The organism is Actinomyces sp. ICM47 (assembly GCF_905369875.1).
Lineage (GTDB): Bacteria > Actinomycetota > Actinomycetes > Actinomycetales > Actinomycetaceae > Pauljensenia.
This window is the reverse complement of record NZ_CAJPJE010000059.1, coordinates 1-12,018: the sequence shown is the minus strand read 5'-3', so window position 1 is coordinate 12,018 and position 12,018 is coordinate 1. Positions and strand designations below refer to the sequence as shown.

Annotated in this window: 10 protein-coding genes and 1 pseudogene; 9 read left to right on the top strand and 2 right to left on the bottom strand. The window is 62.8% G+C overall.

The features are described 5' to 3' along the window. The 4 genes and pseudogenes from QZ149_RS09370 to nusB form a co-directional block, all read left to right on the top strand. Window positions 1-224 (top strand): annotated as a pseudogene (locus QZ149_RS09370) (3-dehydroquinate synthase); the annotation flags it as partial. After that, window positions 221-745, top strand: a complete 525-nt coding sequence (locus QZ149_RS09365) for a shikimate kinase (RefSeq protein ID WP_291451168.1) — start codon at window positions 221-223, stop codon at window positions 743-745. The pseudogene QZ149_RS09370 and the gene QZ149_RS09365, both read left to right, overlap by 4 nt. Window positions 746-769: 24 nt before the next feature. Then, window positions 770-1,333: an elongation factor P gene (gene efp / locus QZ149_RS09360; RefSeq protein WP_009055954.1), complete on the top strand. Its 564-nt coding sequence runs from the start codon at window positions 770-772 to the stop codon at window positions 1,331-1,333. After that, window positions 1,333-1,974: a transcription antitermination factor NusB gene (nusB, locus tag QZ149_RS09355; protein WP_291451166.1), complete on the top strand. Its 642-nt coding sequence runs from the start codon at window positions 1,333-1,335 to the stop codon at window positions 1,972-1,974. Before efp ends, nusB begins: the two co-directional genes overlap by 1 nt. A 64-nt stretch (window positions 1,975-2,038) precedes the next feature. Here the strand turns inward: nusB and QZ149_RS09350 are convergent, their stop codons facing one another. Together QZ149_RS09350 and QZ149_RS09345 are read right to left on the bottom strand one after the other, a co-directional pair. Further along, window positions 2,039-2,578, bottom strand: a complete 540-nt coding sequence (locus QZ149_RS09350) for a hypothetical protein (RefSeq protein WP_291451164.1) — start codon at window positions 2,576-2,578, stop codon at window positions 2,039-2,041. A 1,106-nt stretch (window positions 2,579-3,684) separates the two neighbouring features. Beyond that, window positions 3,685-4,557 (bottom strand): LacI family DNA-binding transcriptional regulator, encoded by an 873-nt coding sequence (locus QZ149_RS09345; RefSeq protein WP_291451163.1) that lies wholly within the window; start codon window positions 4,555-4,557, stop codon window positions 3,685-3,687. Between the two features lie 307 nt (window positions 4,558-4,864). Here QZ149_RS09345 and pyrR point away from each other — a divergent pair, with 307 nt between their 5' ends. The 5 genes from pyrR to carB form a co-directional block, all read left to right on the top strand. Then, window positions 4,865-5,428, top strand: coding sequence for a bifunctional pyr operon transcriptional regulator/uracil phosphoribosyltransferase PyrR (gene pyrR, locus QZ149_RS09335; protein ID WP_291451162.1), 564 nt, complete (start codon window positions 4,865-4,867; stop codon window positions 5,426-5,428). A gap of 3 nt (window positions 5,429-5,431) precedes the next feature. Continuing rightward, on the top strand, window positions 5,432-6,418 hold the full coding sequence (locus tag QZ149_RS09330; RefSeq protein ID WP_291451161.1) for an aspartate carbamoyltransferase catalytic subunit: 987 nt from the start codon (window positions 5,432-5,434) through the stop codon (window positions 6,416-6,418). Continuing rightward, window positions 6,411-7,730, top strand: a complete 1,320-nt coding sequence (locus tag QZ149_RS09325) for a dihydroorotase (RefSeq protein ID WP_291451160.1) — start codon at window positions 6,411-6,413, stop codon at window positions 7,728-7,730. The genes QZ149_RS09330 and QZ149_RS09325 overlap by 8 nt, the downstream gene beginning before the upstream one ends. Next, window positions 7,727-8,914: a glutamine-hydrolyzing carbamoyl-phosphate synthase small subunit gene (gene carA / locus QZ149_RS09320; RefSeq protein ID WP_291451159.1), complete on the top strand. Its 1,188-nt coding sequence runs from the start codon at window positions 7,727-7,729 to the stop codon at window positions 8,912-8,914. The genes QZ149_RS09325 and carA overlap by 4 nt, the downstream gene beginning before the upstream one ends. Continuing rightward, the coding region (carB, locus tag QZ149_RS09315) for a carbamoyl-phosphate synthase large subunit (RefSeq protein WP_291451157.1) at window positions 8,914-12,018 on the top strand (3,105 nt) is incomplete at its 3' end. The genes carA and carB, both read left to right, overlap by 1 nt.

Sequence of the window (12,018 nt, the reverse complement as noted above, 5' to 3'; positions counted from 1 at the left end):
AAGAAGTCGCGCTTCACGACGAACTCTTCGCCCGCGTTGGGCTGCCCACCCGCTACGAGGACAGCTCTCTGGAGGAACTGACCCACATCATGGCCTCGGACAAGAAGGTGCGCCGCGGCATCCTGCGCTTCGTGCTGCTCGACGGCATCGCAAACCCGAGCACCTTTGCAGTCGAACCCAACGAACTGGTGGCCCCAGCACGCGCCATCGGGATCGACGCATGAGTCTGATCATCTTGATTGGCGTCACCGGCTCAGGCAAAACGACGGTCGGTCGCCTCCTCGCGCAGCGCTATCACCTGCCGCTTCGCGAAACGGACGATGCTGTGGAGGAGCGCCTCGGTGCCTCGATGCGCACGCTTGTCGTGGGCCGTGACCCTCACCTGGCCGTCACCGCACGCGAAGAAGCTGAACGGCTCCTTCGCCTTGACGAGGGTATTGTCACGCTCGGTGCCTCCCAACCGCTCGACTCAGCCACTGCCTCGGCGATCCACGACGCGCGGACCCGGGGTGCCGTTGTCGTCGAACTCTCCGCGGACCTTTCCGCGGTATCACGCCGAGAAAACATGGGGGTCCCACGTTCTGTCGGCCTCGGCGCGCCCCGTGCTGTGCTCACCCAGCTAATGAGGCAGGCTCGTGTCGCCTATGAGGCCGTGGCCGACACAACAGTGGATACGAGCGTCCTCACCCCGCAAGAAGTCGCCGATGAGGTGGCTCGCGCGTGTAAACTGACCCCTGATTACTGATTCCTTTACGAGTGAGGTACCACTGTGGCAACGACCAATGATCTGAAGAATGGCCTCGTTATGGTGATCGACGGCCAGCTCTGGCAGGTTGTCGAATTCCAGCACGTCAAGCCTGGCAAGGGCCCGGCCTTCGTGCGCACCAAGATCAAGAATGTTCTATCCGGCAAGACCGTCGACAAGACCTTCAACGCTGGCCTGAAGATCGAAACCGCGACCGTTGACCGTCGCGACATGACGTACCTGTACCAGGACGGCACCGATTACGTCTTCATGGACCAGTCCACCTACGAGCAGATCAACGTTCCCGCCGAGACCGTGGGCGACGCCCGCAACTTCATGGTGGAGAACCAGGACGTCATCGTCTCCCAGCACGACGGCACTGTGCTCTTCGTCGAGCTGCCCGCGACCGTTGTCCTGACGATCACGCACACGGAACCCGGCCTGCAGGGTGACCGTTCCTCCGCCGGCACCAAGCCCGCGACCCTCGAGACCGGCTACGAGATCCAGGTGCCCCTCTTCATGGAGGAAGGCACCCGCGTCAAGGTTGACACCCGCGACGGCTCGTACTCGGGTCGCGTGACTGAGTAATGTCGAAGCAGCACCGCTTCACCTCGCGCACGAAGGCCCGCAAGCGCGCGGCCGATGTTGTCTACGAGGCCGACCAGCGCGGCATGGGGTCCAACCCCGACGTGCTGCGCGACCTCCTGCGCGAGCGCCGCGTCATCACCGCGGCTCAGACTCCGCTCCCGGAGTTCTCGATCCAGATCATCGCCGGTGTGGCGGATAATCTGCGTCGCATCGACTCGCTGATCTCCGCGCACGCCCGCGTGCCCGGCCTGGATCGCATCGCCGCCGTTGACCTCGCGGTCATGCGCGTGGCGGTGTGGGAGATGCTCGAGAACGACGAGGTGTCGCCGATCATCGTCATCGACGAGGCCATTTCGATCGTGCGTTCCATCTCGACCGATACGTCGCCCTCTTTCGTCAACGCTGTGCTGGACGCGATCCGCAAAGACCTCGAGTCTCCCGCGTGGTCGCGCAGGCAGGGCAGCGAGGGAGAGACATCGGTCGTTGACTCTAATCATGACGAGGCCGTGGCCGAGTCTGCGCATGACGGTGAATCTCTGCCCGTACAGGAAGCTCCGGTGCGCTCACTACCCGCTGGTGCCAAGCCTCTGGATGGTGGCAGCGTCGAAGACGAACTCGATGAGTTGCTCGAAGAATACTGAGCCTGCGCATCGTTCATGATTGTGGCCGCCCTGATTCTCAGGGCGGCCACAATCATGTCTGCCATCAGATACCGATGGCTGCGTTAAGTGCTGCCATGTCGCTGGGGAGCAGAGAGACGGGCGTGGAGGAAAAAAGACAATCTTGAATTCGCCCGGAGGGCGCGAAGACCATATCCCAGTAGATGACCACCTGCCCAGAGACAACGGCTTTCCAGAGGGCGGGCATCTCCTTCATCTTCTCCACGAACTCCGTGTCAGCCAGAAGACGTTGCCCAATCGAGGGAGCCGATCCTGCCGGGACCGCGCGGCCGTCGCCGGCAAAGATGAGTACCCGAGAGGTTCCGCCATGACAGTGCCCGATGTGCAGCTCACCGGGGGTGTAGCCGATCAGGTCCAGGGAGTGTCGTCCCTGCCCGACGCCGCCTACTCCTCCCGCGATGTCGATACCGCGCTGGTCCCACATGGCTTCGAGAGCCGCATGCCCCATATGCTCGGAGTCATCCCGAGCGAGGAGGCGTTCACGGGTGATCTCGTCGGAGTAGTCGGTCGCCCGGACGACGGTTGTCACATCGGCGTTGAAGGACATGAGCTTAGAATCATTCATGCTGACAGGCTATCGCAGGAAGAAGAACTGTCACACACATGTCTCGCAGCATGACAAGCGAGAAAGGGAGGAACGTGTCAACACAGTTGTTCCGATTGAACAGTGCTGCATCATCGTCGTTCGCTCGGTTTTCTGCATGACGTTCCCCGGGCAGCTGGTCGTGTGGGGACGCTTAAGCCTATACCCTCACTGGGTATTGGTATATACCCAGTGAGGGTATAAAGTTTGATGGGTGGGGGTATACCTCAGGGATCTTGCCGTGAGAGAGTGAAAGAACCTTGGGCGGTGAGCATCGCGCGATTGGAGAACAGGGAGTCGTGCCGTGCGTTTGGCCGCTGAACAGGCTCGCGCGTCAGCGCAGCCGTTAGCACATACATATACATTCCGTGCTCACAAGATTATGAAGGCAGCTTCCCTTGCCTTCCGTCATGCAATCAACAACTCGAGGACAGCCACATAGCTATGGACAGAGAGTGGTGCATGAAAATATCAGCGAAGTAATCACGTGCAAGAGAGAAGTAACTGTAAGGCCTGAGGATGTGCGGATGCATAATTATTAGCGAATATATATTCATGTATAAGTATGCAGCAATGACTGGTCAGCTTCTTACTGTTGCGCGTCAGTGATGCCACAGCCTGCCCCTTACAGTAGCAGTTCTAGGAGCCTGTTGCGCTGGGTCTCTACCCTTGGGTGTGAGGCAGGTCTCGGAGCGTGGCAGTCGTCATTCATGGTCTTCGCGTGGTGCTTGTAGGCGACGCAGTATATGTTTCTCCAGGACTGCTCGACAGGAGAGTCATGGTCACAAGCCAGTGTGCAGCCAGCGTAGGAGTCAGTTGGCTACACGCCTGCAGAGCCGTCGCAAGTCCATTGCGGTAAATTGGCGCATCGACCTTCTGTGTGCAATAACGGTGACATCGCCGTGTCACCACTATGAATCATAGACATAATGCAAACGTTTGCATTGAGGGTTTATGCTCGGGGTTTCATCGGAACATGACAAGACGCTCACGCAACGGCTGAGCCTGTATGTAAGAAAAGTGTATACAACTGCCGCCTGTGCATACGGAATGCAAACGCTTGCATTATGTTGTCTTCGACTGTTTGTTCATCCCGTGCTGGCTCGAACAACGAGTTCTGTGTCAACGCTTCGGCGCACGGGAGGGATGTTCCGTCCCTTGGCCCGAGTGATCGCCAGCTCTACTGCGAGTGCCGCAAGACGAGAGGGGGAGGGATCAATTGATGTCAGTGCAAGTGCACGCGAAGAAGCGAGTGCGGAATTATCGCAACCGATGACGAGTATGTCGCGCCCGGGGACCAAGCCATCTTTCAGGAGTGCGAGGATAGCGCCGTGCGCACACTGGTCGTTGTAACAGACCAGGGCATCCACTCCGGTGGGCAGGCCCGCACGAACGGCCAGGAATCCTGCGTCCACGTCGTCTCCGCCGGGCAGTGTCACGTAATCGAGTTCTGTGGAGCGACAAGCGTCGATAAAGGCAGTCTGTCTAGCGCGCGCCGCGGGTCCTGGTGGACCTTCAATGAATGCGAGACGTCGCCGTCCCCGCCCTCGCAGGAGCGTCATCGCCTCGTGCATTCCTGATTCGTGTGCGCTTGTGATCAGGTCGATGTCGTCACGAGGGGCTTGTTGGTCGATCAGGACGGTCGGAACTGTCGAATATCGCTGCGAGATGAGCGAGGAATCAGCGGCTATTACGGATTGCGCGCGCAGCTGTAGAAGGGATTCCCATGCGCGATCAACGTCGCGCGGGTCGTCGACTGATTCAACGACGATCCTAAAGTCCTTCCGCTGCGCCTCGCGGAGGATACCCGAGTGGTAGCGCACGTGCAGCTCCCGACCCAAGGAGCAGATCAGGCCGAGAATTTGGGGACGCGCGGAGGAGAGGAGGGACGCCGCGACGTTCGCGCGGTACCCCAGTTCCTCTGCTACCTTCTCGATTCGCTCGCGGGTCGCAGAGGCCACGCGGGGGGGATCCCTGGAGGGCGCGCGACACCGTCGCGATCGAGGTCCCAGATGCGGTCGCGATATCGTCAAGGGTGACCCGACGACCGGAGTACACGTCGTGACCTTGGGCTGGTGTGTGGTTGTGGCCGTGTCTGATCGCTGGTGTCGGCTCCTCGGAGATCATTTCTCCAGTCTATAGCCCCTCACGTGGCCTTTCACACGTGTGCCTCAGCTACGAGCGACAAACATGGCGCGTAATATTGAAAATATTGAACTGGAACACATCCTTTAATGACCGTCCTGTGAGGCGGGGAAGGAGCAAACAGTGGGTTCACTGCACGCTGATCGCGCATCGCGCGGCAAAGAAGTATTGGGAGCAGACGACGTCGCCCGCTCACTGACACGAATCGCTTACGAGATCATTGAACGCAACGGCGGTAGCGACAACCTTGTCATCGCCGGCATTCCGACGCGCGGAGCCACCCTCGCACGCAGGCTTGTCAACAGGATTCGCGAGGTGTCTGACACCTACGCGGACCTGGCGATCATCGACACCACGATGTTCCGTGACGACCTGGCTAGCCAGCCGCTACGCGCACCTAAGGAAACCCTCATTCCGGCTACGGGCCTCGACGGTAAGACCGTTGTCCTTGTGGATGATGTCCTCTACACGGGCCGCACCATTAAGGCCGCGCTCGATGCACTCACTCGAATCGGTCGTCCTGCGGCCGTTCAGCTCGCCGTCCTCATCGACCGTGGGCACCGTGAGCTGCCGATCCGACCGGACTACGTCGGTAAGAACTTGCCGACCTCGCGGGATGAAACTGTCACCATCCTGCTCGATGAAACCGATGGGCGCGACGGCGTCCTGCTAGGGAAGGGCCTGTAAGCGATGAGCCTCAGCCATCTCATTTCTATCCGTGACTTGACTCGAGAGGAGGCGATCCTGCTCCTCGATACAGCGGAGCAGATGGCGGCCACGCAACACCACAGCGTCAAGAAGCTACCGACTCTCCAGGGCAAGACGGTTGTGAACCTCTTCTTCGAGGACTCGACTCGCACGCGCATTTCCTTCGAGACCGCGGCCAAGCGCCTAAGCGCGGACGTCATCAACTTCCAGTCGCGCGGCTCCTCAGTCTCTAAGGGTGAATCCCTCAAGGACACTGCCCTGACGCTGCAGGCCATGGGGGCTGACGCGGTCATCGTGCGTCACTCATCCTCGGGTGCGGCTCACCGCCTGGCTCACGCCGGGTGGATGAATCTCCCGGTCCTCAACGCGGGTGACGGCACCCACCAGCATCCGACTCAGGCGCTCCTGGACGCCATGACGCTGCGCCGCCATTTCGGTGCTTCCGACCAGGCAGGCCGCATCCCCGAACCCGGCACCGGCCTCGACGGCGCCCACGTCGTCATTGTCGGCGACGTTCTCCACGCGCGCGTCGCCCGTTCCAACGTTGATCTGCTCACCTTACTAGGCGCGCGTGTCACTCTCGTCGCGCCCCCGACGCTGCTGCCCCTGGGCGTCGAGACCTGGAACTGCAAGACCTCGTACAACTTCGACGAGGCCTTGGCGACCCAGCCTGACGCGGTCATGATGCTGCGTGTCCAGCGCGAGCGCATGTCCAGCGCCGGAGGTGGGTTCTTCCCCTCCCCGGGTGCCTACCACTCCGAATATGGCCTCACGCCCGAGCGCTTCGCGAAGCTGCGTCCCGACGCTGTCGTCATGCACCCGGGTCCCATGAACCGCGGCCTTGAGATTTGTGCCGAAGCTGCCGACTCTCCTCAATCTGTCATCGTCGAACAGGTCAGCAATGGCGTGTGCATCCGCATGGCAGCCCTCTATCTGCTTCTCGCATCGGAAGGACACAACAATGACTAAGCAGACCCGGGACATTCTCATCAAGGGGGCGTCCCTGCTGGGTGGGCAACTCACCGACATTGCGTTGTCCGGCGGCGTGATTGTTGCCATTGGGGCGGGCGCAGCCGATTCGGTGCACGACCCGCGCGTCATCGATGCCGAAGGCCTAGTCGCCCTGCCCGGCCTCGTGGATATTCATACCCACCTGCGCCAGCCCGGCGGCGAGGATGCCGAGACCGTCTTCACCGGTACTCGTGCGGCCGCCGTGGGAGGCTACACCGCCGTGCACGCGATGGCGAATACGACACCGACGCAGGATACGGCTGCCATCGTCGACCAGGGGCTGGATCTGGGCGAGGCAGCCGACTGGGTCGAAGTGCGTCCCGTCGGTGCTGTTACCAAGGGGCTGGAAGGCAAGCATCTTGCGGCGCTGGGTTCGATGGCCCGCTCGCGCTCCAAGGTGCGTGTCTTTTCCGACGACGGCAAGTGCGTCTCCGATCCTGTCCTCATGCGTCGCGCCCTCGAGTACGTCAAGGCCTTCGACGGCGTGATCGCCCAGCACAGCCAGGACCCTGCCCTGACCGAGGGCGCGCAGATGAACGAATCGGCTCTGTCCGGCGAGCTTGGCCTGGCCGGCTGGCCGGCGGTCGCCGAGGAGGCGATCATCGCCCGCGACATCCTGCTGGCCAAGCACGTGGGGTCGCGCCTGCACGTGTGCCACCTGTCTACCGCTGGATCAGTCGACATTGTGCGCTGGGGGAAGGCCCAGGGGGTGAACATTACCGCCGAGGTGACCCCGCACCACCTGTTGCTCACCGAGCAGCTGGCCGCCACCTACGATCCGCTCTACAAGGTGAACCCCCCGTTGCGCCGCGCGGAGGACGTCGAGGCAGTGCGCGAGGGCCTCGCGGATGGCACGATCGACGTCGTTGGTACGGACCATGCCCCGCATCCCCTCGAGATGAAGGACTGCGAGTGGCAGGCCGGAGCGTTTGGCATGACGGGTCTGGAGACGGCCCTGCCGATCATCATTGAGACAATGGTGAACACCGGTCGCATGAACTGGGAGGATGTCGCGCGCGTCCTCTCGACGGCCCCTGCCCGCATCGGTCGCGTTGAGACGCAGGGCCAGGGCATCGTCGTCGGTGCTCCCGCCCACATCACGCTCGTGGATGCCTCTGCGCGCGTCACGATTGACCCGGCCAAGCAGTGGACCCGCTCCACGAACTGCCCGTTCCGTGGCATGGAGCTACCCGGCCAGGTGCGCTTCACGATCTATGGCGGCGTCCCGACGGTCGCCGACGCTACCCCGATTGCCAAGGAGGATCGATGACTACGACCGATATCGCCCTGCTTGTCCTGGAGGACGGCACCGTTTTCAAGGGACATGCCTGGGGTGCGCGCGGTCGCACGCTCGGTGAGATCGTGTTCTCGACGGGCATGACTGGCTACCAGGAGACCCTCACCGATCCGTCGTACCACCGCCAGATTGTCGTCATGACGGCCCCACACATCGGGAACACGGGCGTCAACGATGAGGATCCGGAGTCCTCCCGCATCTGGGTGGCCGGCTTCGTCGTGCGTGACGCCGCTCGCCGCGCCTCGAACTGGCGTGCTCGCCGCGAACTGGAAGACGAACTGGTCGCTCAGGATATCGTCGGCATCGCTGACGTGGATACCCGCGCGATCACCCGTCACATCCGCGAGCGCGGCGCTATGCGCGCCGGAATCTTCTCGGGTGACGCGCTGCCCGTCGGTGCGCAGTACCTGGGGGACGAGGCCGTGGCATCCCTCGTGCGCATCGTGTCGGAGTCGCCCGTCATGAGCGGGCAGGCGCTGGCCGCCGAGGTATCGACGGATGAGACTTACGTAGTTGAGCCGCTGGGGGAGTGGGAAGGCAAGGAGCCTCGTTGCCGCGTCGTGGCTGTTGATCTCGGTATCAAGTCGCGCACGCCATTCCACCTGGCTGCGCGTGGAGCACGCGTCTACGTGGTGCCCTCCACCGTTTCCTTTGCGGACATCGAGGCGCTCAAGCCGGACGGCGTCTTCTTCTCCAACGGCCCTGGTGACCCATCGACGGCTGATCGAGAGATTGGTGTGCTGCGCGCCGTCCTGGACGCGGGCATTCCGTACTTCGGCATTTGCTTCGGTCACCAGCTCTTCGGCCGCGCCCTCGGCTATGGCACCTACAAGCTGGACTACGGTCACCGCGGCATCAACCAGCCGGTGAAAGACGTGGCGACGGGCCGTGTGGAGATCACCGCCCACAACCATGGCTTCGCCGTGGACGCCCCCGTGGGGGAGTCCTCGGTTGCCCCCTTCGATTCGGGCCGATACGGACGCGTCGAGGTGTCGCACATCGGTCTGAACGACGGCGTCGTCGAGGGCCTGCGCGCCCTGGACATTCCAGCCTTCTCCGTCCAGTACCACCCTGAGGCAGCAGCGGGTCCGCATGACGGCGAGCTGCTCTTCGACCGCTTCATTTCCCTGATGACTGCAGCTAAGGAGACCCACTGATGCCCCGCAGGAACGATTTGTCGTCCGTCCTCGTCATCGGATCGGGCCCCATTGTCATCGGCCAGGCGTGCGAGTTCGACTACTCGGGAACGCAGGCATGCCGTGTCCTGAAGGAGGAAGGCCTGCGCGTCATCCTCGTCAACTCCAACCCGGCCACCATTATGACCGACCCGGGCATCGCAGACGCCACGTACGTCGAGCCGATCACCCCAGAGGTCGTCGCCTCAATCATCGAGAAGGAGCGCCCCGATGCCCTCCTCCCCACCTTGGGCGGCCAGACGGCCCTCAACACGGCCGTGGCTCTGGCGGAGATGGGCGTGCTTGAGCGATTTGATGTTGAGCTGATTGGGGCCTCGATCGACGCGATCCGAGCGGGTGAGGACCGTGAAGAATTTAAGGAGATCGTCGAACGCTCGGGTGCCGAGGTCGCACGTTCCTTTATCGCTCACACGATGGAAGAGTGCCACGCCGCTGCCGCCGAACTCGGCTACCCCCTCGTTGTTCGTCCCTCCTTCACGATGGGCGGCCTCGGCTCCGGATTCGCGTACACACCCGAGGACCTTGAGCGCATCGCCGGCCAGGGCCTGGCCACCTCCATCACGACCGAGGTGCTCTTGGAGGAGTCGATCCTCGGCTGGAAGGAATACGAACTTGAGCTCATGCGCGACAAGGCGGACAACGTCGTCATCGTATGTTCGATCGAGAATGTCGACCCGGTCGGCGTGCACACGGGTGATTCGATCACGGTTGCTCCGGCTCTGACCCTCACCGACCGCGAAATGCAGCGCCTGCGTGACATCGGCATCGCCGTCATCCGTGCCGTCGGCGTGGATACGGGCGGCTGTAACATCCAGTTTGCGATCCATCCGGAGACGGGCCGCATCATCGTCATCGAGATGAACCCGCGTGTGTCGCGTTCATCGGCGCTGGCATCGAAGGCGACGGGCTTCCCGATCGCGAAGATCGCCGCCAGGTTGGCCACCGGCTACACGCTCGACGAGATTCCGAACGACATCACAGGTTCGACCCCGGCCTCGTTCGAGCCGACGCTCGACTACGTGGTCGTGAAGGTCCCGCGCTTCACGTTCGAGAAGTTCCCAGCCGCTGACCCGACGCTCACCACCTCGATGAAGGCCGTCGGCGAGGCCATGGCGATCGGCCGTTCCTACACGGAGGCCCTCCAGAAGGCGCTGCGCTCGATCGACAAGAGCGGCGTGCAGTTCCACTGGGATGGGCCGGCCCCCACTCCCGAGGAGACCCGCGCGCTCGTCGAGGCCGCATCGGTTGGCACAGAGGGGCGTCTCGTCCAGGTCCAACAGGCGATCCGCGGCGGCGCGACCCTCGAGGAACTCTTCGAGTCGACGAAGATCGACCCGTGGTTCCTCGACCAGATGTTCCTCCTCGACGAGGTCGCAACCCGCATCCGCGAAGCCGAGGCCCTCACCGGTGACGTCCTGGCCGAGGCGAAGCGCCACGGTTTCTCCGACCGCCAGATCGCGGCCATGCGCGGCCTGTCCGAGGACACGGTGCGCGAAGTACGCGGTGCTTTCGGAATCCACCCTGTCTACAAGACGGTCGACACCTGCGCCGCCGAGTTTGCGGCCCGCACGCCATACCATTACTCGACCTACGACCAGGAGAACGAGGTCCGTCCGCGCGAGCGCGAGGCCATCATCATCCTGGGTGCCGGTCCCAACCGCATCGGCCAGGGCATCGAGTTCGACTACTCGTGCGTGCATGCCGCCATGTCGCTGCGCGATCACTACGAGACCATCATGGTCAACTGCAACCCCGAAACGGTATCGACCGACTACGATATCTCGGATCGCCTCTACTTCGAACCCCTCACGCTCGAGGACGTGCTGGAAATTTACCGCGCCGAGTGCGCGGCCGGCCCCGTCAAGGGCATGATCGTCCAGCTCGGTGGTCAGACTCCGCTGTCGCTGGCAGCCGACCTTGAGCGCGCCGGCGTGCCGATCCTGGGCACGAGTCCGCGCGCCATCGACCTGGCGGAAGACCGCGAGGAATTCGGCAAGGTTCTCGAGGCGGCCCACTGCCCGGCACCCGCGCACGACACGGCGCACACGCCCGAGCAGGTCATTGCTGTCGCAGAGAAGGTTGGATACCCGGTCCTCGTTCGTCCGTCCTTCGTGCTGGGCGGGCGCGGCATGGCGATCATCAACGACGAGCCGGCGCTGCGCGAGTATCTTGCGAGCCACGACTCTGAGCTGCTGTTCTCGCGCGGCCCGCTGCTCATCGACCGCTTCCTCGATGCAGCCATCGAGATCGACGTCGACGCCCTGTACGACGGCGAGGAACTCTTCATGGGCGCAATCATGGAGCACATCGAAGAGGCCGGCATCCACTCGGGTGACTCCTCCTGCGTGCTGCCTCCCATGACGCTGTCCGCACGCGAGCTGGAACGAATCACGGCCTCGACCGAGGCAATCGCGCGGGGCGTCGGCGTGCGCGGCCTCATCAACATCCAGTTCGCGCTGCTCTCCGACACCCTCTACGTCATCGAGGCAAACCCACGCGCCTCCCGCACCGTGCCCTTCGCCTCCAAGGCGACCGGCGTGCAGCTCGCCAAAGCAGCCGCCCTCATCCAGGTCGGTGCTTCCATCGCGTCGCTGCGCGAGCAGGGCATGCTGCCCGCCACGGACGCCCGCGAAATCCCCGAGGGTGGGTCCATTGCCGTCAAGGCAGCCGTTCTGCCCTTCAGTCGTTTCCGCACGGATAAGGGCGAGATCGTCGATACGATGCTCGGCCCCGAGATGCGTTCCACCGGTGAAGTTATGGGTATCGACTACGACTTCCCGACGGCCTTCGCCAAGTCTCAGCTGGGTGCGTCCACGGATATGCCCACATCGGGCACGGTGTTCATCTCGATCGCCGACACCGATAAACGAGCAATCGTCCTGCCCGCCGCCCGTATGGCAGAAATGGGCTTCACGATCCTGGCGACCTCTGGTACCGCTTCTGTGCTGCGTCGCAACGGCATCCCGGCGCGCTCGGTGCGCAAGTCCTCGGAGGGACGCGGCGTGGATGGAGAACCCACGGTCGTGGACCTTATCAACGAGGGCCTCATCGACATGGTCGTCAAC

What these genes read in the sequence shown, in the direction of transcription:
- QZ149_RS09325 (WP_291451160.1), top strand. Translation starts at nt 6,411, where the DNA reads ATGACTAAGCAGACCCGGGACATTCTCATCAAGGGGGCGTCCCTGCTG.
- QZ149_RS09330 (WP_291451161.1), top strand. Translation starts at nt 5,432, where the DNA reads ATGAGCCTCAGCCATCTCATTTCTATCCGTGACTTGACTCGAGAGGAG.
- QZ149_RS09350 (WP_291451164.1), bottom strand. Translation starts at nt 2,578, where the DNA reads ATGAATGATTCTAAGCTCATGTCCTTCAACGCCGATGTGACAACCGTC.
- nusB (WP_291451166.1), top strand. Translation starts at nt 1,333, where the DNA reads ATGTCGAAGCAGCACCGCTTCACCTCGCGCACGAAGGCCCGCAAGCGC.
- QZ149_RS09365 (WP_291451168.1), top strand. Translation starts at nt 221, where the DNA reads ATGAGTCTGATCATCTTGATTGGCGTCACCGGCTCAGGCAAAACGACG.
- carA (WP_291451159.1), top strand. Translation starts at nt 7,727, where the DNA reads ATGACTACGACCGATATCGCCCTGCTTGTCCTGGAGGACGGCACCGTT.